The organism is Methylocapsa sp. D3K7 (genome assembly GCF_029855125.1).
Taxonomy (GTDB): Bacteria; Pseudomonadota; Alphaproteobacteria; order Rhizobiales; family Beijerinckiaceae; genus Methylocapsa.
Genome location: NZ_CP123229.1, coordinates 982315 through 1007334, shown reverse-complemented (window position 1 = coordinate 1007334; position 25020 = coordinate 982315). Strand labels below are relative to the sequence as shown.

23 protein-coding genes are annotated in these 25020 nt (G+C 58.1%); 13 read left to right on the top strand and 10 right to left on the bottom strand.

Translation table 11 applies throughout. The features are described 5' to 3' along the window. Window positions 1–28 precede the first annotated feature (28 nt). From QEV83_RS04625 to QEV83_RS04610, 4 genes are all read right to left on the bottom strand, one after another. The gene (locus tag QEV83_RS04625) at window positions 29–730 is read right to left on the bottom strand and encodes a nucleoside deaminase (RefSeq protein WP_280130078.1); all 702 of its coding nucleotides are present in this window, start codon (window positions 728–730) and stop codon (window positions 29–31) included. Window positions 731–980: 250 nt separating this feature from the next. Further along, complete coding sequence (gene fliI, locus QEV83_RS04620; protein ID WP_280130077.1) at window positions 981–2312, bottom strand: flagellar protein export ATPase FliI; 1332 nt, start codon at window positions 2310–2312, stop codon at window positions 981–983. Then, window positions 2309–3034, bottom strand: a complete 726-nt coding sequence (flgF, locus tag QEV83_RS04615) for a flagellar basal-body rod protein FlgF (protein ID WP_280130076.1) — start codon at window positions 3032–3034, stop codon at window positions 2309–2311. Before flgF ends, fliI begins: the two co-directional genes overlap by 4 nt. Window positions 3035–3037: 3 nt before the next feature. Then, window positions 3038–3817 carry a DUF1217 domain-containing protein gene (locus tag QEV83_RS04610; protein ID WP_280130075.1) on the bottom strand — a complete coding sequence of 260 codons (780 nt, stop codon included), beginning with the start codon at window positions 3815–3817 and terminating at the stop codon, window positions 3038–3040. Between the two features lie 251 nt (window positions 3818–4068). On the opposite strand from QEV83_RS04610, the gene motA reads away from it, so the two are divergent. The 6 genes from motA to QEV83_RS04580 all read left to right on the top strand — a co-directional run bounded on the left by motA (window position 4069) and on the right by QEV83_RS04580 (window position 8969). Continuing rightward, on the top strand, window positions 4069–4953 hold the full coding sequence (gene motA / locus QEV83_RS04605; protein ID WP_280130074.1) for a flagellar motor stator protein MotA: 885 nt from the start codon (window positions 4069–4071) through the stop codon (window positions 4951–4953). A gap of 5 nt (window positions 4954–4958) precedes the next feature. Then, window positions 4959–5900, top strand: coding sequence for a FliM/FliN family flagellar motor switch protein (locus tag QEV83_RS04600; protein WP_280130073.1), 942 nt, complete (start codon window positions 4959–4961; stop codon window positions 5898–5900). A 143-nt stretch (window positions 5901–6043) separates the two neighbouring features. Beyond that, window positions 6044–6373, top strand: coding sequence for a flagellar motor switch protein FliN (gene fliN / locus QEV83_RS04595; protein WP_280130072.1), 330 nt, complete (start codon window positions 6044–6046; stop codon window positions 6371–6373). A gap of 3 nt (window positions 6374–6376) precedes the next feature. Then, the gene (locus tag QEV83_RS04590; RefSeq protein ID WP_280130071.1) at window positions 6377–7411 is read left to right on the top strand and encodes a flagellar motor switch protein FliG; all 1035 of its coding nucleotides are present in this window, start codon (window positions 6377–6379) and stop codon (window positions 7409–7411) included. Between the two features lie 17 nt (window positions 7412–7428). Beyond that, window positions 7429–8529, top strand: a complete 1101-nt coding sequence (locus QEV83_RS04585) for an EscU/YscU/HrcU family type III secretion system export apparatus switch protein (RefSeq protein WP_280130070.1) — start codon at window positions 7429–7431, stop codon at window positions 8527–8529. Further along, window positions 8526–8969: a hypothetical protein gene (locus QEV83_RS04580; RefSeq protein WP_280130069.1), complete on the top strand. Its 444-nt coding sequence runs from the start codon at window positions 8526–8528 to the stop codon at window positions 8967–8969. Before QEV83_RS04585 ends, QEV83_RS04580 begins: the two co-directional genes overlap by 4 nt. Before the next feature lie 85 nt (window positions 8970–9054). On the opposite strand, the gene QEV83_RS04575 is transcribed toward QEV83_RS04580, so the two are convergent. From QEV83_RS04575 to QEV83_RS04560, 4 genes are all read right to left on the bottom strand, one after another. After that, a complete protein-coding gene (locus QEV83_RS04575) occupies window positions 9055–10731 on the bottom strand; it encodes a formate--tetrahydrofolate ligase (RefSeq protein ID WP_280130068.1) in 1677 nt (558 codons plus the stop codon). A gap of 22 nt (window positions 10732–10753) precedes the next feature. Continuing rightward, a complete protein-coding gene (locus QEV83_RS04570) occupies window positions 10754–11695 on the bottom strand; it encodes a D-2-hydroxyacid dehydrogenase (RefSeq protein ID WP_280130067.1) in 942 nt (313 codons plus the stop codon). Between the two features lie 225 nt (window positions 11696–11920). Next, window positions 11921–13159 carry an aminotransferase class V-fold PLP-dependent enzyme gene (locus tag QEV83_RS04565; RefSeq protein WP_280130066.1) on the bottom strand — a complete coding sequence of 413 codons (1239 nt, stop codon included), beginning with the start codon at window positions 13157–13159 and terminating at the stop codon, window positions 11921–11923. Between the two features lie 201 nt (window positions 13160–13360). Beyond that, window positions 13361–14626, bottom strand: a complete 1266-nt coding sequence (locus tag QEV83_RS04560) for a glycerate kinase (RefSeq protein WP_280130065.1) — start codon at window positions 14624–14626, stop codon at window positions 13361–13363. A gap of 498 nt (window positions 14627–15124) precedes the next feature. On the opposite strand from QEV83_RS04560, the gene QEV83_RS04555 reads away from it, so the two are divergent. From QEV83_RS04555 to QEV83_RS04540, 4 genes are all read left to right on the top strand, one after another. Next, window positions 15125–16315: a malate--CoA ligase subunit beta gene (locus QEV83_RS04555; protein ID WP_280130064.1), complete on the top strand. Its 1191-nt coding sequence runs from the start codon at window positions 15125–15127 to the stop codon at window positions 16313–16315. A 154-nt stretch (window positions 16316–16469) separates the two neighbouring features. After that, the gene (gene sucD / locus QEV83_RS04550; protein ID WP_280130063.1) at window positions 16470–17354 is read left to right on the top strand and encodes a succinate--CoA ligase subunit alpha; all 885 of its coding nucleotides are present in this window, start codon (window positions 16470–16472) and stop codon (window positions 17352–17354) included. Between the two features lie 175 nt (window positions 17355–17529). Next, window positions 17530–20289 (top strand): phosphoenolpyruvate carboxylase, encoded by a 2760-nt coding sequence (locus QEV83_RS04545; protein WP_280130062.1) that lies wholly within the window; start codon window positions 17530–17532, stop codon window positions 20287–20289. Between the two features lie 38 nt (window positions 20290–20327). Next, window positions 20328–21305 carry a CoA ester lyase gene (locus tag QEV83_RS04540; protein WP_280130061.1) on the top strand — a complete coding sequence of 326 codons (978 nt, stop codon included), beginning with the start codon at window positions 20328–20330 and terminating at the stop codon, window positions 21303–21305. 89 nt (window positions 21306–21394) lie between these two features. Here the strand turns inward: QEV83_RS04540 and QEV83_RS04535 are convergent, their stop codons facing one another. Continuing rightward, on the bottom strand, window positions 21395–21721 hold the full coding sequence (locus QEV83_RS04535; RefSeq protein ID WP_280130060.1) for a YdhR family protein: 327 nt from the start codon (window positions 21719–21721) through the stop codon (window positions 21395–21397). A gap of 52 nt (window positions 21722–21773) precedes the next feature. Between QEV83_RS04535 and QEV83_RS04530 the strand changes: the two genes are divergently transcribed. Together QEV83_RS04530 and QEV83_RS04525 are read left to right on the top strand one after the other, a co-directional pair. Further along, the gene (locus QEV83_RS04530) at window positions 21774–22388 is read left to right on the top strand and encodes a DUF938 domain-containing protein (RefSeq protein ID WP_348273270.1); all 615 of its coding nucleotides are present in this window, start codon (window positions 21774–21776) and stop codon (window positions 22386–22388) included. An 89-nt stretch (window positions 22389–22477) separates the two neighbouring features. Beyond that, window positions 22478–23212 (top strand): SDR family NAD(P)-dependent oxidoreductase, encoded by a 735-nt coding sequence (locus tag QEV83_RS04525; RefSeq protein ID WP_280130059.1) that lies wholly within the window; start codon window positions 22478–22480, stop codon window positions 23210–23212. A 773-nt stretch (window positions 23213–23985) separates the two neighbouring features. Here the strand turns inward: QEV83_RS04525 and QEV83_RS04520 are convergent. Further along, window positions 23986–24453, bottom strand: a complete 468-nt coding sequence (locus QEV83_RS04520; protein ID WP_280130058.1) for a MarR family transcriptional regulator — start codon at window positions 24451–24453, stop codon at window positions 23986–23988. 98 nt (window positions 24454–24551) lie between these two features. Here QEV83_RS04520 and QEV83_RS04515 point away from each other — a divergent pair, with 98 nt between their 5' ends. After that, window positions 24552–24917, top strand: coding sequence for a hypothetical protein (locus tag QEV83_RS04515; protein ID WP_280130057.1), 366 nt, complete (start codon window positions 24552–24554; stop codon window positions 24915–24917). The last annotated feature ends 103 nt before the right edge of the window (window positions 24918–25020 follow it).

The window sequence follows — 25020 nt, the reverse complement described above, 5'->3', positions numbered from 1 at the left end:
CGGGATTCGCCAATGCAACTTGATAGTCTTAATACGGGTGACGATCTTTTTTGTTCATCCAGGCATGATAGGCCTTAAGGCCGGTGTCCCGTTCAAAATCCGGGGTCACCGCAATGCTGCGCTTGTCCCATGGCTGCTCGAAGTCGGCGTATTGGAACGCATCGTCGAAGCCGATGGCACTGGTGTCCTTCAAGCTCGCCGCGAAATAGACGTGATCGATGCGCGACCAGTAGATGGCGCTCATGCACATCGGGCATGGCGCGCCATTGATATAGATTTCGCAGCCCTTCAACATGCGGGCCCGCTCCGGCACGAGATCGGGAGAGTCTTTTTCGCGAGGGATCATTTCAAGCATGGTGCCGGGACCATAGCTGCTTCCGAGAAGAGCTTTCGGATTAAGCCGGTTCGAGGCATCGATGATTGCGGTGACTTCGGCGTGGAACACCGGGCATCCGGTGAGCAGAACGCGGTTCTGACCGCGCCCGATGATTTCGCCATCCTTGACGATGACGGCGCCGAACGGCCCGCCCCAGCCTTTCTCGACCGACTCAATCGCGAGCCGCGTCGCTTCTTCCAAAAATTTGCGCTTGTCCGGCTCGGCCGCCGCCGCTTTGGCGGATGAAGCCGGAAGCGTTGCTGCAGCGGCCGCGCCTGCGGCGGCAGCGGCGGTGCGGGTGAAAAAATTCCGGCGTCCTTTGTCTTTTGGTGCGTCGCAAATAAATTTTGTCATGATTTTATCCTGCTTTCAAAAGCGGAGACAGCATAGCGCTGCCGATGGACAGGAAAGTCAAGAGACAGAAGCAGGGTTGCAGGGAGCTGCGGGAAACCGCCAAAAAGACAAGTTTTCCGCACGGCCTTACGTCTTTCAAGGGGATGGATGTGGCGGCTTTTGCATCGAAAATTCGCGCGATCGTACCAAAACGTTTCACGTGAAACATTTTGGTACGATTGCGGCCGCCAATTGGATGAGGAATCGACCCTCACTTCGCCTGCAAGAATTCGGTGAGTTCGCGGAAAGCATCCTTGCTTGGGGCGGAGGACGAAGATTGCGTGATCGCTTCATAGATCCTGGGAACCAGCACCACAGCCTGGTCGAGTTCGGCGTCGGAGCCTTGCCTGTAGCCTCCCATGAGCCGCAAATCCCGCGTGTCCTCGTAACGCGCGATGAGGGCGCGGAGCTTCGAGGCAAGGTTGCTTTGTTCGGGTGTCCAAGCTGTCTGCGCTAGGCGCGAGATCGAGGTCAGGACATTGACCGCCGGGAACCGGCCCTGCTCACCAATCGCTCGGTCAAGGACAATATGCCCGTCGAGGGTGCCGCGAATGGCGTCGGCGACGGGATCATTATGGTCGTCGCCATCGACGAGAACTGAAAAAATACCAGTGATCGCGCCTTGCCCCTCTTCGCCAGGCCCGGCCCGTTCGAGAAGTTTTGGCAATTCGCCAAAAACGCTCGGCGTATAACCGCGCGCGACCGCCAGCTCCCCGGCCGCCATCGCGACATCCCGCGCGGCATGCGCGAATCGAGTGATAGAGTCGACGATCAGCAGCACGGACTCGCCCCGATCACGAAAATATTCCGCGATGCTCATCGCCGTCTTTGGCGCAAGGCGCCGCATGAGCGGGCCCTCATCGCCCGTTGCCACGATGGCCACGGTAAGCGGACGGTTGATGGCCAAGGCATCGTCGAGGAATTCGCGCACTTCACGGCCGCGTTCACCAACCAGCGCGATGACCACCGTGTCGAAATCCCGCGATCCGGCCAGCATCGAAAGAAGCGTCGATTTGCCAACGCCAGAGCCGGCGAAAATGCCGATGCGCTGACCAGAGCAGATGGGCGTGAAAAGATCGATGACCCTGACGCCAGTCTTCAGCGGCGTCTGAACCCGGGCGCGGCGCATTGCGGCCGGAGGTGCCGCCTCTAGGTTCGCGGCTTTTGTGCCGCGGCGTAGAGGCCCGCCTGCATCGAGCGGGACACCAAGAGCATTGATCACACGTCCCTTCCAGCTTTGATCTGGAAAAAGACGTAAGCCGCCTGCGTAATACACTCTCTCGCCAGTGCGGGCGAGAGCCATGCTGTGGAAGCTCTTAACGGTCGCGCCCTGCGCCTCGATGCGCACGGTTTCTGCGAGCTGGGACAGGTCGCCCGCGCCGAAGGAGACGCAGTCGCCGAGTTTCAAGAAGGGCGACAAGCCGGCCACCCGCGCGGACGTCGGCGTTACTTCCGTGATCAAGCCGGAGATGCGGAGGGGTCCAAGCTCTTCCTGCGCTTCATTTACGCGATGTTCGAGACGGGCAAGAGCATGGCGGATCACGCCGAGCCGCCGAGAATTTTAAGCGCATCTTTCAACGAGCTCTCAGAACCTTCGATCGCCGAGGCGACGTTTTCGAAGGTTCTCGACAGCAGGATCAATTTCTCCATTTCAAGGAGAGGGTTGACATTCGCTCCCTCAACATAGCCTTGCGCAACGCCATTTGTGCTAAAATCGAGAACCGGTGTCGCGGGCTTGCTGGAGGTGACGCTGGAATTGTCGGAGCGTTTTAGCTTGGCAGTGTTGTCGAGACTGAAAAGGCCGATCGCGCCGATCTGGAGAGCACCCTGCGTAATCATCCCGTCTTGTGCGATTGTCACGGGGCCCGCATCTGGATCGAGGAGGATGGGGCTGCTGCCGGCATCAAGAACAGGATAGCCGTTGACGCTTTGCAGGGCGCCGTCAGCCTGCATGCGCAGGCGTCCGTCCCGCGTGTAGACGATTCCAGACGGGGCCTTCAGCGCGAGCCAGCCGTCACCCTGAACCGCGACGTCGAGCGGATTCTCCGTCTTGATTGGCACACCCGGCTTGCGGGAAATGTGCGCTTCGCCATGTGAAACAAAAGCGACAGGCGTCTCTCCCGAGCGCGACACGAGGGATTTGAAATCCACTTCCTCGGCTCTGTACCCGGGGGTGCTTTGGTTCGCGATATTCGTTGCGATCGTCTGCAAGCGCCGGTCGAGCGCGACTTGCGCTGATAGGGTCACGTAAAGCCCGGTTTGCATGTGTCACGAGCCTCCGAGTTTGAGATTCGCAAGGCTCAAAAGCAAGTTTGAACTGATATCTGGCGAATTGACGAGCAGTGCCGATGCTGGAAACGCCGAAACAGAAGTGGGGTTCTTCGCATCATAGGTGGCGGTGAATCGCTCAATGAATTTTTGTAGCTTGGCGGGGTTTTGAAAATCGGCGACGTTGAGCTTGGCCGTAATCAGCTTGGCTTGCACGTCGATATTCTCTTGTGACATGGAAACGGGCAATCCTAGCGCCGTCTGGACAACACTCAGAAGCGTTTTGTTGGCAAGAATCCCATAGGCGCTCGTGACGCTGGGAGCCAGCCGCTGAAAAGTCAACGCTATCTGGGTACCCTGGTTCTGCTGGCCGGCATTGGTTTCAAGCGACTGCTCGACATAATTGCTGACCGTCGTTTGCTGAAGCGCGGCCGAACTGGTTGTATCTGATCCCGCCGCAGCAAAGTTGAACGTTGCGGCCAGGGCCTTGTAGCGAGGGTCATTCAACGTATTGGCGAGACTTTTTGGGTCGGAAACGCCGCCTTCGATAACCTTGCGGATCAGCGCCTTGGCGTTCATCATGTCGCTCGGCCCGAAGGCCTTCACGACATAAGTATAAAGTCTGCTGTTCTTGATGAGGTCATCCGTGGTTTTCACCTTGCCGATATTGGCCTCAAAATATTTTGTTTCCCGCGCGACCACGGGTTCGGCGGCGATCGTCGCCAAGGTTTTGGAATAATCCTTGGTGATTGCATTGAAATAGACGGTCGCTGTGAGCATGGGCAAAGATCTCGTGTCGTCCCGGCTGTATTTGCGACCTTCGCAACAAGACCTTGCCGGGGCCTTGCCGGAAAAGTTCCAATTCGTTGCATTTCGTTGGCGCCGGCTTTTCTTGACCCTTGGCGGCGGCGGCCATCAGTCGCCAATGAAGAATTTCTGAACGGTCGGTATCAATTGATCTTTGCAATTCAGTTTGAAGCAAGGCCCGCTGTTTAATGATCGATGAGGTCCTTCGGCGGGGAGCTGATCGCGTGGGTTTCGTAATCGGAATGGTCGTTGCGGTTGGCTGTATTCTCGGCGGCTTCGCCGCGATGGGCGGGCGTGTCGCGGTGATTTGGCAGCCTTGGGAGTTCGTCATCATCTGTGGCGCGTCACTCGGCACCTTCATCGTCGCCAATCCAATGCCGACGATCAAGGACACTGGAATTGCCATGATGGATGCAATCCTCGACCGTGCCCCCACGCAAAGGCACTATCTCGACGTACTTGGCGTGCTTTACACTTTGATGCGCGAGTTGCGTGGCAAGGCGCGCAACGAGATCGAGGAACATGTCGACAATCCCAGCGAGTCGGCGATCTTCAAGAGTTTTCCAAAAGTGCTGGCCGATAAGGACTTGACCAATTTCATCTGCGACTATTGCCGTTTGATTATCATCGGAAATGCGCGAACGCACGAAATAGAAGCCTTGATGGACGAGGAAATTCAGACGGTCAGCCGGGATAAGCTGAAGGCGTTTCATGCGTTGAGTTCCGTCGCCGAGGGACTTCCGGCGCTCGGCATCTGTGCCGCTGTTCTTGGGGTCATCAAGGCAATGGGAGCCCTCGATGAAGCTCCGGAGATCCTCGGCCATCTCATTGGAGCCGCGCTGGTCGGCACCTTCGCGGGGATATTCATGTCCTACGCCTTAGTGCAGCCGATCGCCATGAAGGTCAAGACAATCCGCGAACGGCGCTGCCGCCTCTATATCATTGTTAAACAGACTCTCTTGGCTTTCATGAATGGCGCCATGCCGCAAATCGCTTTGGAGCATGGCCGCAAAACAATCTCATCGCATGACCGGCCTTCGATCGACATGGTCGAGAACGAGACGGTTTCGGGTGGTGCCGGCAAAGCCGACGAACAGCAAGCGGCCTGAGAAACATGCAAAAATCCAGTGCCCATGGCCAGATCGTGAAGACGGCGCCCGAAAGACTGCTGGATGGTGCGGGAATTTCGGTTGATCGCATGCCCATGCTCAATGTCATCTTTGAGCGGATGGCAGCGCAATGTACGGATTTGATGCGGCAGCTATCGTCGTCACCGGCGCTGTTCATGGTCGAGTCGATCGTCACCGAGCGGATCGGTGATGTTCTCGATGACTATGAAAATAATGTCGTGATTGGGGTGATCTATGTACAAGCATGGGACCAGCGGCTTTTGATAGGACTGCAACACGATTTGGTGTTCGCCTTGGCGGAAGTCTTGTTCGGCGGTGACGGAGGGGAAGCGCCAGCTGTCGAGAAACGTCAACTCTCGAATATCGAGCTGCGGCTCGCGAAGAAAGCCTTCGATCTTTTTGCACAAGCACTACAGGTTTCCTTTGCAGCCGTTTGCGAAACGGCTTTCAAATTGGACCGCATCGAGACGAGACTTGATTTCGTAGCCATTGCACCGCGCACCGCATTCGGCGTGAGAGCAAGGCTCAATCTTCGAATTTTGGGGCGCGAAAGCGAACTTTTCGTTTTGATTCCGCAAATCTCGCTCAATTCGATTCGTCAAGATTTGGTGCGGGATTTGTCAACGGAAATGTCGGTTCGTGATCCGCGCTGGACAAAACAAATTCAAAGCGAAATCGGCCAAACAGAAATTTCGATCCGCGGTGTGATCGAAGAGTGGCATTTCAGCTTGGAGGATATTGCCAGTATGCAAATCGGCCACGTGCTGACGTTGCAGGCGACGGCCAAGACGAGGGTCAAGCTCGAATGCAACACCGAGCCGCTATTTTGGTGCGACCTTGGTCAAGCCGATGGGTTCTACACGCTCCGTGTCGAGGAGTCCGTTAATAGAGAGCAGGAACTTATCGATGACATTTTGCCTCGTTGATTGATCTGTTCTTTGAGAATTTGCTTCCGGCAATGGGTTACGGCCGGATTGCCAAATAGGCCGCGCCTGACCACGTGCAGAATAATCGATGGAGAATGTGCGAAAGCGCGTCATGTTAAAATCTTACCAGGAGTTTGAAAACTATGTCCGAATTTGATTTGTCTTCCGAAGAGTCGAACAACGCGGACGAGACTGCTGCGGCGCCAAGCTCCGGCCGCAATCTTGATACGATCTTGCGCATTCCCGTGTCCGTTCAAGTGGTCCTTGGATCGGCGATGATGCCGGTATCGAATCTTTTAAAGCTCGGGCGAGGCGCGGTGATCCCGCTTGATCACCGGGTTGGCGAGCCGGTCGATATCATTGTCAACGGCAGGGTGATCGCGCGTGGCGAGATTGTTGTTGTCGAGGATGACAATTCGCGGCTTGGCGTCTCCCTGACGGAGATTGCCGGACCCGCCAGAAACGCCGCCTAGTCGATGGCCTCTCCGGGTGTTTCGAAGAGTGGTCCGAATGTCAGGACGCTGAAGGGGCCGGACAAAGCGGCGGCCCTGCTGCTGTGCATGGGAAAGCCGCTTGCCGCCCGGCTCTTGAAACAGTTCGATAATGATGAACTGAGGCAGATTACAAGATCCGTCGCCGAACTTGGAACAGTGCCGGTTCCCATGCTCGAGGCGGTCGTGGAGGAATTTGCTAGCCAGTTTGCGAGCGGCGTTGACCTGCTTGGTTCTCCCGGCGAGGTCGAGCAGATGCTGGATGGCGTTCTCCCCCCGGAGCAGATCGCCGACGTCATGTCCGATGTCACCGGAAATACGAACCACGCCATGTGGGACCGCCTTTCCAATGTCTCAGAATCGGTTTTCGCGGGCTATCTTGCCAAGGAACATTCGCAGACGGCGGCGTTCATTATTTCGAAAATCGCACCGGCTCATGCCGCCAAGGTCATCGGCCTGCTCTCGCGCGAACTCCGCAATGAAATTATGCGGCGCATGCTGAATATTGGGCCTGTCAGTGAAGCCGCAGTCCGAATCATCCAAGGTCAGTTGCAAGAGGATCTTTTGTCGAATGTCTCGCGCCAGGTTGGCAGCGATCAAAATGCGCGCATGGCTGATATCATTAATAAAATGGACCGCGATCATATGGAAGATGTCATGCAAAGCCTGACCGCGGCACGGCCCAAGGCCGCCGAAATCTTACGCAAACTTATGTTTACCTTTGATGATATCATCAAACTTCAGCCCAAGGCGCGAAGTGTGTTGTTTGACAAAATTCCGACCGAGCTGGTCGTGCTCGCTTTGAAGGGTACGGACACGGCATTCAGGGATGCGATACTTTCCTCGCTTGCCACCCGGGCGAGGCGCATAGTTGATAGCGAGCTCGCGTCGGGCGGACCCGCTTTGCAACGCGACGTGCTCAAGGCGCGCCGCACCATCGCCGATACCGCGCTCGAGCTCGCGAGCGGCGGCGAGATCGAACTTAATTCGTCCGAGGACGAGGACGAGTTTTTCGATTAACCGGATATTGAATAGCAATGGCGCAACAAGCCGATAAGGAAAGCCAGACCGAGGACGCGACCGAAAAAAAGATTCTTGATGAATTCGAGAAGGGCAATATCCCCGTTTCCCGGGAAGCCGCTACATTCGCCACTATGCTCGCGTTGCTGGCGATCGCTGCCTTCATGGCGAGGGATCTGCTGAAATCCGTCACTCTCACTCTGGAGCTGCTGGCGAGCGATCCGGGCGTCCTGTTGCTGGAAAACGGTGCGGATGCGGTTTCCCTTTTCAGCAAGCTTGTCTGGGACATAGGCGCACCTCTCGTTCCGATGCTGGCGGTCCTGTCACTCGCGGGACTGGCTTCCTCGTTCTTGCAGCACCCTCCCAAGATCATCCTCGACCGGATCCGGCCGGACTGGAAACGTATATCAATAGTCAACGGTTGGCATCGTATATTTAGTGCCCGCGGTCAGGCGGATTTCCTCAAGGGCATCTGCAAATTGGTCTTTATAGGCATCTTGATGTGGACCGTGGTGCGTTGGCAACGAAACGCTTTCCTCGAAACGATGACGCTCGATCCGGACGCGATCCCCGAATTGATTCTCATGATCGCCACCCGGCTGCTATCGGTTGTTTGCGCCTTGACGCTGCTGCTCCTCGCCGCAGACCTTCTGTGGGTGCGCATGCATTGGCGCCGGGACATCCGGATGAGCAAGCAGGAAATCAAGGATGAAATGAAGGAGGCCGAAGGCGATCCCTTGAAGAAAGCCAGGCTTCGGTCCCTGGCACTCGACCGGAGGCGCAAGGGCATGCTCGCGGCGGTTCCCCGCGCGACTCTGATCATTGCCAATCCGACGCACTACGCCATCGCACTCCGGTATGTGCGGGAAGAAGGAGGGGCGCCCTTGGTCCTTTCGAAGGGAACGGACCTTATAGCCCTCAAAATCCGGGAAATCGCTGAAAAGAACTCAATTCCTGTCATTGAAGACAAGCTTTTGGCGAGGTCGATGTACGACAGCGTGGAAGTCGACCGCCCAATTCCACCTGAATTTTATAAAGCGGTGGCGGAATTAATTCACATTTTGTATGCTAGAAACCCGTTGTCTGCTAGAAACCCGCGCAAGGCATTAGTGAAATGAAAGCGTCCCACAAGACAAGCCGGCGCGAAGGCCACAACGAACTTTTGGCGAACGCCCTGCGCGCCGCCCTCGAACCCGTTGCCGCTGAGTTGCGCTTGGTCGATGCTGGGGATTTCATTGCCTATATTCACGATGAAAAGTTCGCCAATATTCAGGATATCGTCAATTCATCGGCGGAATTATTTTTCAAACGCGGGGCGGTGGCCTTCGGCTGGGGCGGGGAATATGAACTCGATTGGAACGGTTCACCCGCGATAACCCTCGATATGGAGTTCCGCCGCGCCTCCCTATGGCTTGTTTTCAAACTTGTTTTGCGGGCGCAACAAACAGACGTGAAGATCGTCTATTTTTCATCCGGAGTGTCCCCGAACGATTCCATGGGAGACGTGGCGGCGTTGATCGAAGCGATCGCCGAGACGCGGCTCGTCCCCCGGCTCTGAGGCTCGCCGCCAACGGAAGGGACGTCGCCTGCACTAGAATTGGCGCAGGCATTCTGCAGGGCGCGGGGGGGGGGGGTAGAAACCCCTAGAAAAGCCCCGTCACCTTACCGCTGTCATCGAGATCGATCTTGGTTGCCGCAGGCACCTTGGGCAAGCCCGGCATGGTCATGATCTCGCCGCACACCAGCACGATGAATTCCGCCCCGGCGGCGAGCCGGACCTCCCGGATATTGATCTCATGGCCGGACGGCGCGCCGCGCAGTTTGGCGTCGGTCGAGAAGGAATATTGGGTCTTGGCGACGCAAACCGGATAATGGCCGTAGCCGGCCTCTTGCAGTTTTTTGATTTGCCCGCGAATCTTCGCATCGGCGGTGACCTCGCTCGCCCCATAGAGCTTGGTGGCGATCGCGGTCACCTTGTCCCAAAGCGTGGCGTCGTCTTCATAAGCAAATTTGAAATCGCCGGGCACTTTGTCGATGATATCGACAACGGTGTGGGCGAGTTCCTCTGCGCCCTTGCCGCCCTCGGCCCAGTGCCGGCACACGACGACCGGCGCCTCATGATGCGCCATTTTCTTCTTCAGCAATTCGATTTCGGCATCCGTGTCGAAGGTAAAATGGTTTATCGCAACGACGCAGGGAAGCCCGAAATGGTTACGGATATTGTTGACGTGACGCTCCAGATTGGTGACGCCCTTTGCCAGCGCGTCGAGGTTTTCCGTATTGAGGTCCTTAAGATCGGCGCCGCCATGATATTTGAGCGCGCGGATGGTTGCAACAATCACGACCGCCTGCGGCCGCAGGCCGGATTTGCGGCATTTGATGTCGATGAATTTTTCGGCGCCAAGATCGGCGCCAAAGCCCGCCTCGGTCACCACATAGTCTGAAAGTTTCAGCGCGGTCTTGGTCGCGAGCACGGAATTGCAGCCATGCGCGATGTTGGCGAAAGGACCGCCGTGAATGATGGCCGGATTGTTTTCGAGGGTTTGCACAAGATTTGGCTTGAGCGCGGTTTTTAAAAGCACCGCCATCGCGCCATGCGCCTGCAAATCGGCCGCGTGAATGGGCTTCTGTTCGCGCGTATAGCCAATCACGATCTTGCCCAGCCGCTCCTTGAGGTCCTTGATCGAGGTTGCCAGGCAGAAGATCGCCATGATTTCGGACGCGACCACGATGTCGAACCCATCCTCGCGCGGGAAACCGTTTCCAACTCCGCCCAAACCCACGGTGATTTGCCGCAGGGCCCGGTCGTTCATATCGACCACGCGCTTCCAGGCAATCCGCCGCACATCGAACCCGAGTTCATTGCCATGGTGAATATGATTGTCGATCATCGCGGACAGCAGATTATGGGCAAGACCGATCGCGCCGAAGTCGCCGGTGAAATGGAGATTGATGTCCTCCATCGGCACGACCTGCGCATAGCCACCGCCCGCGGCGCCGCCCTTCATGCCGAAAACCGGCCCGAGCGAGGGCTCGCGCAGACAAATGGACGCTTTCTTGCCGATCCGGTTCAGCGCGTCGCCGAGACCCACCGTGGTGGTCGTTTTGCCTTCTCCCGCCGGTGTCGGGCTGATCGCCGTCACCAAGATCAGTTTGCCATCCGGCCGGTCGGCGAGGCTATCGACATAGTCCAGCGATATTTTGGCCTTGTACCAACCATAGGGCTCAAGATGCTCGTCGCCGATGCCGAGTTTTTCCCGCGCCACATCGCTGATCTTGCGCATATGGGCTTGTTGAGCGATTTCGATGTCCGACGGCATAGTCCCTCCTCGTGAGCCGGGCTCAGGCTTCAACCACATTTTGCGGCTTGCCCGCCGCGAACGCATCCACATTGTCGATGAGCTGATCGGCGAGGATCTGCATGGCCTCGCGGCTTGCCCAAGCGACATGCGGGGTGATGATGAAATTCGGCAGCCGCAGGTCGAGCAGAATATTCCCTTGCTTGGGAGGCTCGACGGTCAAGACGTCAAAGCCCGCGCCGCCAATGATGTTCTGGGTCAGCGCCTCGGCCAAGGCCGCTTCATCGACAAGGCCGCCACGGCCGGTGTTGATCAATATGGCGTCGCTTTTCATAAGTTTCAGCTCGCGCGCGCCGATCAGATTTTTGGTCTCGGGCGTCAGCGGCAAATGCAGGGTAATGATGTCGCTCTCTCGCAGCAAGGTCTCGAAGTCGGTCAGGCCTGGTTGCGGAAAAATATCATAAGCCAGAACTTTCATGCCAAAGGCGTTGGCGATCCGCGCCACGGCTTTGCCGATCGCACCGTAGCCGACGATGCCAATCGTCGAGCCGGTCATGTCGCGGATCGGATGATCGAAGAAACAGAATTGATCGCACTCCTGCCAGCGGCCCGCACGCACATCGTCGCGGTAGGCAAGAATATTCCGGCGCAGCGCGAAGGCCAGCGCGAAGACATGTTCCGGAACCGTATTGAAGGCATAGTTGCGGATGTTCGAGACAATGATGCCATGCGCCTTGCAATAGGCTTTGTCGACGACATCGGTTCCCGTCGCGGCGACCGCGATCAATTTCAGATTTGGCAGCTTTGCAAGAGTCGCTTCCCGCATCGGCACCTTGTTGATGATCGCAATCGTTGCGTCCTTGAGGCGATCGACAATCTCATCGACCGAGGTGACCGCATATTCCTTATAGCTATGCGGAAAATTCGGCGTTTTGAGATTGGCTTCGAGTGTCGAACGGTCGAGAAAGACGATCGAGTGTGGCACGGCGGACTCTTTCTTTGATGCGATTATCCGGGATTTTAGCCCCCGAGCCTTTCCCTTGCACCATCGCTAAGGGACATCCGGGGTGTTGACCGGAAACTCCGGGTTTCGCCGCCATCGCGGCGCGGCAACCGCCGCGACAGCATGGCTGTCTGCTGGCGTGTGCGGCGCCGCGATGGCAGGCGGAACCAAGGATAAGTGCAGTGCGCGCGAGAGGCGCGCAAGGCCTTAGTCGTTGAGGACGCCTTCCGGGTGCAATTGAGCAAATTGCTGCTGATCCGTGGGCTTCTTTTCCTTCGCCATGATGGTCGAACGGAAATGCTGCTGGGCGGCGGCCACTCCGCTGCCGAGCTTAATGTCGATGCCTACATCGACCATGGCCATTTCCGCCCCGGAAATCGCGCCAAGAACCATCAGATCATTAAGATCGCCAAGATGACCGATGCGGAAGACCTTGCCCGCGACCTGGGAAAGCCCGGCGCCAAGCGACAGATCATAACGGCGGAACGCCGCATCGATGACATCGGCGCCGTTGAAGCCCGGCGGCACGACGATCGCGGTCACTGTGTCCGAATACCATTTCGGTTCCTTGGCACAAGGATGCAGGCCCCAGGCCTTGACAGCGGCGCGCACGCCGCTCGCTAGAACATTATGGCGCTCGTAAACGCGTTCGAGCTTTTCCTCGAAGAGAATCTTGAGGGACTCGCGCAGGCCATACAGCATCGGCAATGCCGGGGTGTAAGGGAAATAGCCCGTGGCATTGGCTTTGATCATATCGCCGAAATCAAAATAGACCCGCTTCAGCCCAGCTGTCTTGTAAGCGGCGAGCGCGCGAGGGCTGGCACACACGAAGCCAAGACCCGCCGGCAGCATCAAACCTTTTTGCGAACCGGCGACGGCGAGATCGACGCGCCACTCATCCATGCGGAAATCAATGCTGCCGATCGAGCTGACGCCATCGACATAGAGAAGCGCCGGATGGCCGGCGGCATCCATGGCCTTGCGCACTTCCCCGATGTGGCTGGTGACGCCTGTCGCCGTCTCGTTTTGAACAGCCAGCACGGCCTTGATCTGGTGGCCCTTATCGGCCCGCAGAATGGATTCGATTTTGTCAGGCTTGACGCCGGTGCCCCATTCTTCTTCCAAAACCTGAACGTCGAGGCCGAGCCGCTGCGCCAAGTCGATCCACAAATGGCTGAATTGCCCGAACCGCGAGGCCAGCACCTTATCGCCAGGGGAAAGCGTGTTGGTGAGCGCCGCCTCCCAGCCTCCGGTGCCGGAGGACGGGAAAATAAACACTTGCCCGTCAGTGCTTTTGAAGACTTTTTTCAAATCCTGAAACAAGGGCAGCGTGAGATCGGGAAATTTGGAAGACCGGTGGTCTTCCATCGCCACCATCATGGCGCGGGTGACGCGATCTGGGACGTTGGTTGGTCCTGGGACGAATAGAAAGTGGCGGCCCGCCATAATAAATCTCCATCTGTTTGCCGGTTGACACTCTTAACAAAACCATTGGCTCAAGCGCAACAGCCGAAGTCGCGCGAATGAATTTCCTTTACTAGACCACGTTGCGCAAAACGGGAAACCGCTTTCAAGTCAGATCCTCGGGCGCTGCGGCATCTTGGCCGCTTCGGCGAACTCCGGTCCGGCAAGCCCAGCAGGGATTGCTTATTCAAGCACCAATATGGCGCGAAAATCGTTCACATTGGTGAGGGTTGGACCAGTGATCACCAGATCTCCGATCGCGGCGAAGAAACCATAGCCATCGTTGTTGGCGAGATTGGCCTTGGCCGACACACCGGCGGCGGTGGCGCGGGCGAGACTGTCTGGGCCAAGCAAAGCACCAGCATTATCCTCCGTGCCGTCGATTCCATCGGTATCGCCAGCAAAAGCATAAATGCCGGGATGGCCGTCCAAGGCGACGCCGAGCGCCAGCAGAAACTCGGCATTACGGCCGCCACGGCCGGTTCCGCGCACGGTGACGGTGGTCTCGCCTCCCGAGATAAGGACGCAAGGTGGCGCCAAGGGCTGACCAAACTCATGCACCTGCCGGGCGATCGCAGCATGCACCAAGGCAACGTCGCGGGCCTCGCCCTCGATCGCATTGGCAAGAATGAGCGGCGCGACGCCAGCCTTGCGGGCGACCGCGGCGGCGGCTTCCAGCGACATTTGTGGCGTTGCGATCATCACATTCGTAACGCCAGCGAGACGCGGATCGCCGGGTTTCAAGGTCTCGGCGGCCTCCGACATCAGATGCGCCCGTACATTGGCGGGCACGGCGATGGCATATTTTTGCAGGATCACCAGCGCTTCCGCTGAAGTGGTCGGGTCGGCGACAGTGGGTCCCGAAGCAATCACGCAAGGATCGTCGCCCGGCACGTCCGAGATCATCAAGGTCACAACCTTCGCGGGCGCGGCGGCAGCGGCGAGCCTGCCGCCTTTGATCGCCGACAAATGGCGGCGCACGCAGTTCATCTCCGAGATCGTCGCGCCGCTCTTGAGCAGCGCCTTGTTGACTGCTTGCTTGTCGGCAAGCGTCACGCCCTCGGCGGGCAGCGCGAGGAGCGCTGAGCCGCCGCCCGAAATGAGGCAAAGCACAAGGTCATCGGAGGTCAGACCCTGGACCAGGGCGAGAATGCGTTTTGCTGCTTCCTGCCCGGCCGCATCGGGAACCGGATGGCTCGCTTCGACGACCTCGATCCGCTGGCACGGCGCGCCATGGCCATAGCGGGTGACCACCAAGCCTTCAAGCGGGCCTTGCCAATGATCCTCGACTGCCTTGGCCATCGATCCGCCAGCTTTTCCAGCGCCGATCACAATTGTGCGGCCCGAAGGCTTCGCGGGCAGATGCAGCGGCAAGCACTTATCTGGGAGTGCCGCGCCGACGGCGGCGCCGAACATATCGGAAAGCAGCGAACGCGGATCGATTGTCATTGCGCGTCAAACTTCTCTTTCATTTCATTGCCGGGCTGACCCCGTGGCTTTTCTTGCGGGCGTACTCGCGTCATTCCAATACCTTGATCGCATTCGCGTTTATGTATGCTGCGCTGCCGTAAAGAAAAGTCTTTAAGAAAGCCATGAAACGAACGTGATGGAAGAGGTTCTTGCGTCGTCGCCGTTACATACCGACAAACGCCGGGCTTTCAACCCTTTTCTCGGCGGGGCGGGCATGAGCGTCAATTTGGCGCCAGCGGGTTCACACGAAATGCCGCAGGTGCGGCTCACTTGCCTAATTCGCGCCAGGGTGCGAACAGGAGGGTTGCTAAGGTTGGAATTTGGCAATAAGCCTTCCCCGTTATCACCGAAATGGGCCTATTGGACGGGCAGGTTACGAATGATGACTGGAGCGGACGGATTGTAAACAACCCGATTGGGCAAGCCCGCCGTATTGAGAGCGGCGCGAGGTTGTAACGAAGTTGTAAGGAGGGGTGTTTGGACATTCACGAGTATCAGGCCAAGGAAATCTTGGCGAATTTCGGTGTCGCAACGCCGCATGGGGCGGTCGCCTACAGTCCTGATCAGGCAGTGTATTGCGCAACCGAACTCGGCGGCTGGCATTGGGCGGTGAAGGCCCAGATCCATTCTGGAGGCCGCGGCAAGGCAGGCGGTGTCAAACTCTGCAAGACCTATAATGAAGTCCGCGCCGCCGCAGCGGAAATGCTCGGCAAAACTCTCGTGACCAATCAGACGGGCCCTGAAGGCAAAGTCGTTCAGCGGGTCTATGTCGAAGTCGCTGAACCTTTCGAGCGCGAAATTTACCTTGGCTTTGTTCTCGACCGGAAAGTTGAGCGGGTGCGGATCATCGCGTCGCGCTTCGGCGGCATGGAGATCGAGGAAATCGCCAAGGACCATCCCGAGGAAATTCTGCAAGTCGTCGTCGAGCCCGCGGTGGGGTTGCAGCCTTTCGAAGCGCGGGAGCTTGCGTTCGGTCTCGGTCTGACGATCAAGCAGGTCAGCCGCGCCGTCACCAGCATTCTTGGCTGTTACCGGGCGTTCCGCGATCTTGATGCCACCATGGTCGAGATCAACCCTCTGGTCGTCACCAAGGACGATAGGGTGATCGCTCTCGATGCCAAAATGTCGTTCGACGACAATGCCTTGTTCCGGCGGCACACGGTTGCCGACATGCGCGACCATTCTCAGGAAGATCCGCGCGAAGTCCAGGCCGCCGAACATAATCTGAATTATGTCGGGCTTGATGGCGATATCGGCTGCATCGTCAATGGCGCCGGGCTCGCCATGGCCACCATGGATACGATCAAATATGCGGGCGGCAGCCCTGCGAACTTCCTCGACGTCGGCGGCGGCGCCTCGCCGGAGCGGGTCGCGGCGGCGTTCCGTCTTGTCTTGTCCGACCGCAATGTCAGGGCGATCCTCGTCAATGTGTTCGCCGGCATCAATCGCTGCGATTGGGTGGCCGAAGGTGTCGTCAAGGCTTGCCGTGAATTGAAGGTGGATGTTCCTTTGGTGGTGCGTTTGTCGGGCACGAATGTCGAGGCTGGGCGCGAGATTATCGCAAAAAGCGGCCTGCCGATCATCTCCGCCGATACGCTTGCCGAGGCCGCCAACGCGGCGGTTACGGCAGCGCGCGGCGCCCCTCAACGGGATGCGCGCAGCGCCTGACTTTGCTTTGGCCAGACGCGGCACAGCGCCGCGCCGGCAGCGCGCTATCGACTCACAAAAGCACACTTAACCAAGGGCGTGCTTTTTTCGCTTTTTTGGCCGGCGGAAAGGTGCCTCGCCTTTGCCGGAAATGGTTTTAGGGGAAGTCTACGCCATGAGCATTCTTATTGACGAAACAAGCCGTGTGTTGATCCAGGGCTTCACCGGCGACAAAGGCACGTTTCATGCCAAGGAAATGATCGAATATGGCACCAAGGTCGTGGGCGGTGTCACCCCCGGTAAGGGCGGTACAACCCATCTCGGTCTGCCGGTATTCAACACTGTGAAGGACGCCATCAAGCAAACGGGCGCCACGCATAGCATCACCTTCGTCGCCCCGGCTTTCTGCGCTGATGCGATCATGGAAGCCGCCGACGCCGGGATCAAGCTCGTATGTTCGATCACCGACGGAATTCCGGCGCAAGATATGATGCGGGTGAAGCGCTATCTGTTGCGTTATCAGCGCGACCATAGAACCTTGATGGTCGGCCCGAACTGCGCGGGCATCATCAGCCCCGGCAAAGCGATGCTCGGCATCATGCCGGGTCATATCTACAAGCAAGGCTCTGTCGGCATTGTGTCGCGTTCGGGCACGCTCGGCTATGAGGCGGCCGCGCAGATGAAAGATCTTGGAATCGGCATCACGACGAGCGTCGGGATCGGCGGCGATCCCATCAACGGCAGTTCGTTCCTGGACCATCTGGTGCTTTTCGAACGCGATCCGGAAACCAAGGCGGTCATGATGATCGGCGAAATCGGCGGTCCTCAGGAAGCCGAGGCCGCCGCTTGGATCAAAAGCCACATGACCAAACCGGTGGTTGGCTATGTCGCGGGTTTGACCGCGCCGAAGGGCCGCCGCATGGGCCACGCGGGCGCGATCATTTCGGCCAGCGGTGATAGCGCCGCCGAGAAATCGGAAATCATGAAGTCCTATGGTCTCACCGTGGCGGCGAGCCCGAGCGAGCTTGGGTCAACCATGGCCAAGGTTTTGGCGCACTAACACATCTCCTGGTGACCTAAATATCACCGGGAAAAGATCCAAGCGGCGGGCATCTGGCGGCGGACGCAGCAGCACTTTTCTCCAGCCCACGAAGGGAAATGCGCATTTTCCGTTGCCGCATCCACCAGGTCCGTGTGGCCAACAAAAGGACGCCAACGAGCGGCGAGGATGGCCGATGACCGGGTTCATGTCTGGCCGCCCTGGATTCGAGACCGGCAACGCGCCTGGCAGCATTCAGGCGCTGCTCGACGGCGAGGAAATCGCGGACATCCTGTTCGAATTGCTGGCAAATGTCGTGCACCGCCAGCATCCTGAGGTGGCCGCGATCTTGCGGGGAAAATCCGAGCCCGGCGCGTTCGCGCCCCAGGTGCTCTCCCGCGTTTTCCAGGTCCACGGAATCTGGTTTCAGCTGCTTGCGATTGTCGAACAGCACACCGCGATGAGGTTGCGGCGGCAAACCGAGCGCGTGCGCGGCGAGACGGAAGTGCAGGGGACATTCGCCAGTCTTATCGCGGGGGCGGCGGCCCAAGGAACGAGCGCCGAAGAGATGCGCGGCTTGCTCGCCGCGACGCGTGTGCGGCCGGTCATTACCGCGCATCCCACCGAAGCCAAGCGGGTGACGGTGCTTGAAAAGCATCGCCGCATTTACCGGCTGCTAGTCGAGCTGGAACAGCCGCGCTGGACTGCGCGCGAGCGCGCCGGCTTCATCGATTTGTTGCGTGACGAGATCGCCCTGCTTTGGATGACGGGAGAACTGCGTCTGGAAAAGCCGACGGTCGATCAGGAAGTCGCCTGGGGCCTGCATTTTTTTCATGAGACGCTGTTTGACGGCGTTCCGGATCTTTTGAAAAAGCTCGATCGCGCGCTCGATCACGTCTACCCCGGGGAGCATCCCGCGCTCACGCCGTTTTTCCAGTTTGGTTCATGGATTGGCGGCGACCGCGACGGCAACCCTTTCGTCACAAATGACGTCACGTTCCGGGCGTTGCGCCAAAATGCTTTGGCGAGCCTGCGTCACTACGAGCAGCACATTTCCTCGCTATTGCTCAGAATGTCGATCGCGGAGCGGGCGCTGCCGCCGTCTCCAGCTTTCCGGGCCGCGCTCACGGCCGCCATCGCGGAAAGCCCCGAAAACATTGTTCAGCGGAATGCCGGTGAACCCTACCGGCAATTCCTCGCCTGCCTGCTGTACAAGCTTCAGCTGACAATCGCCCGCGTCGAGAGCGGCCAAGCTGCCACCGCCGTGGGTTTTGCGAGCGCCGACGAGTTGATCGCGGACCTACAAATTCTCGAGGATGCGTTGACGGAAGGTTCTGGCGGCGATCTCGCCCGGGACCTTGTGCGCCCGGTCCGGTGGGCGGTGGAGATCTTCCGCTTCCGCACAGTCAGGCTTGATCTGCGGGAAAACAGCACGCGTTTGACCCAAACTCTGCAGGCGTTGTGGCAAGCCTCCGCCGGCAACAAAGGCGAAACGCCGCCCGATCCGGCGTCACCAGAGTGGAAAAGCTGGATCATGGCCGAGCTTGCCCGGCCGTTCCCGGCAAATCGCAAGCGGCCGAAACTGCCGCCAGAGGCGCTGGAAACACTTGGAATGTTCGAGCTTGCCGCCGACAAGGCCAAACAATTCGACCGGGAGGCCTTCGGGTGTTTCATTCTCAGCATGACGCGTTCGGCGGCTGATATTCTCGGCGCCTATCTTGTCGCCAAGGAAGCCGGACTTTTCCGGGACGCGGCGGGCGTCGAGACCTGCATCTTGCCGATTGTACCTTTGTTCGAGACGATTACGGATTTGCGCGCCGCTCCCGCCATCATGCGCGAACTTTTGTCGCTCCCGGTTGTCCGGCGCAGCGCCCGCGCCCAGGGCGGGGTGCAGGAAGTGATGATCGGCTACTCCGATTCGAACAAGGATGGCGGTTTTCTCTCCTCGAACTGGGAATTGGCCAAGGCGCAAACACGGTTGACCAAAACCGGCAGCGACAGTGGAATCCCGATCGCCTTTTTCCATGGCCGTGGCGGTTCGGTGAGCCGCGGCGGTGTTCCGGCCGCGCAAGCCGTCGCGGCACAGCCCGCAGGCTCGATCAATGGACGCTTCCGGGTGACCGAGCAAGGCGAGGTGGTGTCGTTTAAATACGCCAATCGCGGCACCGCCGCCTATCAGATGGAAGTCCTCGCCAGCGCCGTGCTGCAACACGCCCTGACCTCGGAGCGGGAAGAAGCTTTGGTGCCGAGGGCTGAATTCGATGAAGCGATGGAGGCGCTTTCGGGCGCCGCCTATGGGGCTTACGCGGCATTCATCAACCACCCCGATCTTTTGACCTACTTTCAGGCGGCGAGCCCGCTTGAGGAAATCTCGCTGCTCAACATCGGGTCGCGTCCGGCCCGCCGGTTTGGCGCCCGTTCGCTCAGCGACTTGCGGGCCATTCCTTTCGTGTTCGCCTGGTCGCAAAATCGCCACGCGGTGACCGGCTGGTACGGGGTCGGAAGCGGCATCGCCAGTTTCCTCGATGTACGCAAGGAGCGCGGCGAGGCGCTGCTGCGGCGCATGTTCGAGGAGTCGCGGCTGTTCCGGTTGATCGTCGGGGAAGTCGAAAAAACGCTCTGCCTTGTGGACCTCAAGATTGCCCGAGAATATGCGGGGCTTGTGGCTGACGCGGCCAAGCGCGATGCCATCTTCGCACTGGTTGAACAAGAATTCACATTGACCTGCGAGATGATCCTGCGGATCAGCAGGGAGCGCGCGATCGGCGAACGATTCCCAAGCTATCGCGCCCGTCTCGCGCACCGTCTGCCGACGATCAATCAGGTCAATCGCGATCAGGTTGAATTGTTGCGCCGTTTCCGGGCCTGCGAGGGCGGCGAGGCGATGGAAGCCTACAAATCAAACCTGTTGTTATCGATCAATTGTATTGCCAGCGGACTTGGTGCCACCGGCTGATTTTTTCTGCAACCTTTAGAAAAGAGAGGAATAAGAACATGAGCTTTACGATCATCGAGCAGGCAACGCCGCGTTTGCATCGTTCCGAACTTGCGGTTCCGGGGTCAAATCCAGGATTGTTTGAAAAGGCCGCCCAGTCGGCCGCCGATATTATTTTTCTTGATGTCGAAGACGCCGTCGCCCCCGACGACAAGGAAAAAGCCCGCAAGAACATCATTGCCGGGCTGAACGATATCGATTGGGGCAGCAAGACGATGATGGTCCGCATCAACGGGCTCGATACTCATTACATGTATCGGGATGTCGTCGATATCGTCGAGGCCTGTCCGCGTCTCGATATGATTTTGATCCCCAAGGCCGGCGTTCCGGCCGATGTCTATGCCGTCGATATGATGGTGACCCAGATCGAGGCGGCGAAGAAGCGCGAGAAAAGAATCGGCTTTGAGGTCTTGATCGAGACCGCGCTCGGCATGGCCAATGTCGAGGCGATCGCCCAATCCAGCAAGCGGCTCGAAGCGATGTCGTTCGGCGTTGCCGATTATGCCGCCTCGACGCGCGCCCGCACTACCGTCATTGGCGGCGTCAATGCGGATTATGGGGTGCTCACGGACAAGGACTCGTCCGGCAATCGTGCTTATTACTGGGCCGATCAGTGGCATGCGGCGCAAACGCGCATGCTGGTGGCTTGCCGCGCCTATGGCTTGCGCCCCATCGATGGGCCGTTCGGGGATTTTAATGATCCGGATGGCTTTGTCGCGGCGGCGAAACGCGCCGCGGTGCTTGGCTATGAGGGGAAATGGGCGATCCATCCCTCGCAAATCGAACTCGCCAACAGCGTTTTCACGCCCTCCGAGGCGGAGGTGACCAAGGCACGCCGCATCGTCAGTGCGATGGCGGATGCCGCGAAAGCCGGCAAAGGCGCGGTCTCGCTCGATGGACGTCTCATCGACATCGCCAGCATCAGGATGGCCGAGGCCCTGTTGAAAAAGGCAGAGGCGATGGGCCTTGCAGCGTAATTTTTACGGCTAAGAGCGCTAAGAACAACCGCTCTTCGATGAGTCCTGATGAAGGTTGCGTTCGGGCATCGCAACCTTCATTCCCGGCCTCAGGCGAGCGCGGGTTCTCTCTCATAGAAAGGCGAGCCTATGCCGCGGCTTGCCTCCCCGACCACGTCCCCATCAAAAAGGCGCACGGTCAGACTTCCCCCAAGCCGCTGCGCGGCTGCCGCAAGATAACCTGTTGCATACGCTTGCGCGTTTTCGAGGGAATCGAACTCGTAGAACCCACCGATCGAGTTGGTGTTGATACCGCTCAGCCAGGTTTTGCTCTTCAATCCCTTTTCTTTTTTCATCGTGCCATTGATCGTCTGCCAGTCGATTTTCGAAAATGGAATTGAGACTTGGATCTCAGCGTAAAGAAACACTTTGCTCATTGTTGCTCTCCGCAAGGGGTGATGGCGGGGGCCGAACGCATTTGAGAAGTCTATTAATAAACTAAACTTCTCGTCAAGCTTTTGGCGGATTTATCTTGACAATTTCTATGGACTAATTGAATTTAAGAGCGGGGTACACCCAAATCCCGAGCTTGCAAGCGGCAGCGGCGCGCATATCAATTATTTCGCGCCCCACTTTCAGCAGCATCAGTTTCAACCGTCCGATTATGACACCGACGTGTTCCAGACGATCAAGAATTTCCGCCAAGAGCAGGGCAATACCAATGTCGCGGACCCGATCAAGATCGACCTCACTGCTCCAGAGACCTGGCCGGATCCGGGCGCGAAGCTCTACGATGTCATTTTCGTGATCAACTTGTTTCAGGTGGCGCCGGTCTCGATCACCGACGGCATCGCGCAAGTCGCGGCCCGGGTGTTGAAACCAAGCGGCTTTCTGGCCATCTATGGCCCCTTCAAGGTGGATTCAAAATATACGACCTTGTCGAACGAGACCTTCGACAAGGAAATCCTCGCCGCGAATGTTCCCGAATGGGGATTGAAGGATGTGCGGGATCTGGAGAAAGCCGCCAATAAATATGGAATCACGCTTAAACAACAGCTCGATCTGCCTGCCAATAATTTCATCCTTGTTTTTGGCAGGGCTTGACACTCTCTGATCTGTCTGCGGGAGTCCGGCATTGGCGGCCGCCACGCGCCCTGTGACAGGCTGCCATTGGGTGGCGTCAAGTCGGGGGGATGCCCGTGCCGGCAGGCAGTTCAGTGGTTGTCGGCGTTGGTGCGGAAGAAGGTCTTGGGGCCAGTCTCGCGCAGCGTTTCGCGCGGGACGGCTTTCGCGTCATCGTCGCGGGACGCACCGCGGCGCGTCTGAAGTCCCTCTCGGCGGCGATCAAAGAAGCTGGCGGCCGGGCCGAACCAAAAGTCACCGACGCGACGCGCGAAAAAGAGGTCATTGCTCTGTTTGACAAGGCTGCTGAGCGTGGCGACTTGGACCTTGTCGTGTACAATGTAGGCAACAATGCCGCGGCACCTTTGCTCGATCTCGATGCCGCGGATTTCGAAACGCTTTGGCGGCAAAATGCACTCGGCGGCTTTCTGGTCGGGCGGGAGGCGGTGCGCCGGATGCTGCCGAGGGGCAGGGGCACGATCCTTTTTACCGGGGCAACGGCTTCCTTGCGCGCCCGGCCGCCCTTCACCGGCTTTGCCTCAGCCAAAGCAGCTTTGCGCGCCGTGGCACAAGGACTTGCGCGGGAATTCGGCCCTCACGGCATCCACATTGCGCATGTGGTCATTGACGGCGTCATCGACGGCGCCTATGCGCGCGAAAAATTTCCCGGTTTCGTGCACGCCAAGGGGGAGGATGGGATGATCGATCCCGGCGCGATCGCCGACACTTTTCTCGCGTTGCATAAGCAACCGCGAAGCGCCTGGACTCACGAACTCGATCTGCGGCCGTTCAAGGAAACGTTCTGAAACCCGGCAACTGATGTTTCAGCCATCAGTTTTGTCCGGTTTTAGGGTCCAATCGGACAAAAACGTTTCACGTGAAACGTTTTGGTACAATGAGCGGTCTGTCCAAATACACCTATGTACGGCGGCGATAGGTAAGGCTTGGCGATTTTGGGCAAGCGCGATTCTGCGATAGGTTTAAGCTTTGACATTGTGATTTTTGAAAATCTCTTCCCGCTCGCCTCCCCCATAAACTCTTGACTCCTGCACAAGACCGCATCGGTGGAATTCGGTCCTTGGGTAGGGCGCACCGGGGCATGCATGGCGATGTCAATGTCGCGAGCGCGCCGCGTGACATATCCTCGCGAATTTGCTGATGCTATATGAAAATCGCCATTCGTCGCAATGGTCTGTAAAATGGAGGTCGTTATGAAAAAACTTCCCGCTGCGCTGCTCGGAGTTGTGATTCTTTCCACTGCCATATCGTCGGTTACGCCTGCGTTCGCGCTAGGCGGCTGCGGTCCAAACCGCCACCGAAATGGGTGGGGTCGTTGTGTCTGGGGCGGTCAAAATCAAGCCTGGTGCCTGAGAACGACCGGCCATACAGCCACTCGTATGCCCGATGGTACGCTGCGCTGTTTCAGGTGAGCGCTCACCGAGCGTGCGTTCGCCTCAGATAGCTCGAAACTAAGCGATCGTGAGCGGGCGTCTCTCAACCCCCGCTTTTTTGGGGGGTGGGAAGTTGATGGGCGTTTGAGATATATAGTCACCGAGACTTCATGATGTTCATCGGCCTATCAGGCATCGCCAACTCCTCTTCTCACGCCCTTAATTGTCGGCAGCAGCGCGCGCAGCTTGGCCGCGTTTGAGTCCGATAACTCTGCCTCCAAGACCGCATGTTCAGCGCGCCAAATAGGAATGGCGGCTGCAAGCGTTTCAATTCCTGCCTTGGTCAATGAAAGGCGGCGCGCGCGATTGTCGTTCTTGTCCACACGGACTTTGACAAGCCCTCGACGTTCCAGTGATTTTAGTGCCGCCGTCAGCGTGGTCCGGTCCATGGCAAGGAACGTAGCGAGTTGTCCCAGCTTCACCGGTTCTGGAACATTCAGCGGCATCATCAATGAGAACTGACCGTTCGTAAGCCCAAGATGCTGAAACGCGCGATCAAAACGGCGCGCCAGCGTTCTGGCGGCTCGTTGGGTGGCCAAGCACAGGCAGGCTTGGCGAACCTCATGAACAACATCGAGGGGAATAGCGTTCGACATAATGAGATTATGTTGATATCAACGTTTATCGAGTCTGTCGAGCCCTTGGGTGACATCAATCATCCCAATAGGGCCGGAACGGTGAGAAAGTGAACGTCATGAGCGCAAACAACACGTATTTGGCTGTCTTTCTCGGCAGCAAAAGCAACCCAAGGGCATTGGCTTGGAACGCAATGCCGGAAGCTGAACGGGGAACAAAGGCGCAGGAAGGCATAGCTGCTTGGAAAGCGTGGGCTGAAAAACATCAGGCCGCGATTGTCGCCATGGGTGGGCCGCTTGGCAAAACCAAAAAGGTCACCCAACGCGGCGTCGAAGACGCGAGCAATGAGATGGGTGCCTATATGGTTGTGCGCGCCGATTCTCACGAAGCCGCCGCCAAGCTTTTTGAAAATCATCCGCATTTCACGATCTTCCCTGGCGAGTCAGTGGAGATCATGCCTGTGCTGCCCATCCCCGGCGGTTAGCTGAGGGCGGCTTCGGCTGTGCCAATCGCGGTTTTGCAGCCATTGGGCGATGCGAAGCCGCTGATCGCGGCAAGGCTTGACATAGGCCGACTCGTTATATAAT

Bases quoted from the DNA above. Each gene is read 5' to 3' on its own strand.
- QEV83_RS04625 (WP_280130078.1), bottom strand. From the start codon at position 730: ATGACAAAATTTATTTGCGACGCACCAAAAGACAAAGGACGCCGGAAT.
- flgF (WP_280130076.1), bottom strand. From the start codon at position 3,034: ATGCAAACCGGGCTTTACGTGACCCTATCAGCGCAAGTCGCGCTCGAC.
- QEV83_RS04610 (WP_280130075.1), bottom strand. From the start codon at position 3,817: ATGCTCACAGCGACCGTCTATTTCAATGCAATCACCAAGGATTATTCC.
- QEV83_RS04600 (WP_280130073.1), top strand. From the start codon at position 4,959: ATGCAAAAATCCAGTGCCCATGGCCAGATCGTGAAGACGGCGCCCGAA.
- fliN (WP_280130072.1), top strand. From the start codon at position 6,044: ATGTCCGAATTTGATTTGTCTTCCGAAGAGTCGAACAACGCGGACGAG.
- QEV83_RS04590 (WP_280130071.1), top strand. From the start codon at position 6,377: ATGGCCTCTCCGGGTGTTTCGAAGAGTGGTCCGAATGTCAGGACGCTG.
- QEV83_RS04585 (WP_280130070.1), top strand. From the start codon at position 7,429: ATGGCGCAACAAGCCGATAAGGAAAGCCAGACCGAGGACGCGACCGAA.
- QEV83_RS04580 (WP_280130069.1), top strand. From the start codon at position 8,526: ATGAAAGCGTCCCACAAGACAAGCCGGCGCGAAGGCCACAACGAACTT.
- QEV83_RS04575 (WP_280130068.1), bottom strand. From the start codon at position 10,731: ATGCCGTCGGACATCGAAATCGCTCAACAAGCCCATATGCGCAAGATC.
- QEV83_RS04565 (WP_280130066.1), bottom strand. From the start codon at position 13,159: ATGGCGGGCCGCCACTTTCTATTCGTCCCAGGACCAACCAACGTCCCA.
- QEV83_RS04560 (WP_280130065.1), bottom strand. From the start codon at position 14,626: ATGACAATCGATCCGCGTTCGCTGCTTTCCGATATGTTCGGCGCCGCC.
- sucD (WP_280130063.1), top strand. From the start codon at position 16,470: ATGAGCATTCTTATTGACGAAACAAGCCGTGTGTTGATCCAGGGCTTC.
- QEV83_RS04545 (WP_280130062.1), top strand. From the start codon at position 17,530: ATGACCGGGTTCATGTCTGGCCGCCCTGGATTCGAGACCGGCAACGCG.
- QEV83_RS04540 (WP_280130061.1), top strand. From the start codon at position 20,328: ATGAGCTTTACGATCATCGAGCAGGCAACGCCGCGTTTGCATCGTTCC.
- QEV83_RS04535 (WP_280130060.1), bottom strand. From the start codon at position 21,721: ATGAGCAAAGTGTTTCTTTACGCTGAGATCCAAGTCTCAATTCCATTT.
- QEV83_RS04525 (WP_280130059.1), top strand. From the start codon at position 22,478: ATGCCCGTGCCGGCAGGCAGTTCAGTGGTTGTCGGCGTTGGTGCGGAA.
- QEV83_RS04520 (WP_280130058.1), bottom strand. From the start codon at position 24,453: ATGTCGAACGCTATTCCCCTCGATGTTGTTCATGAGGTTCGCCAAGCC.
- QEV83_RS04515 (WP_280130057.1), top strand. From the start codon at position 24,552: ATGAGCGCAAACAACACGTATTTGGCTGTCTTTCTCGGCAGCAAAAGC.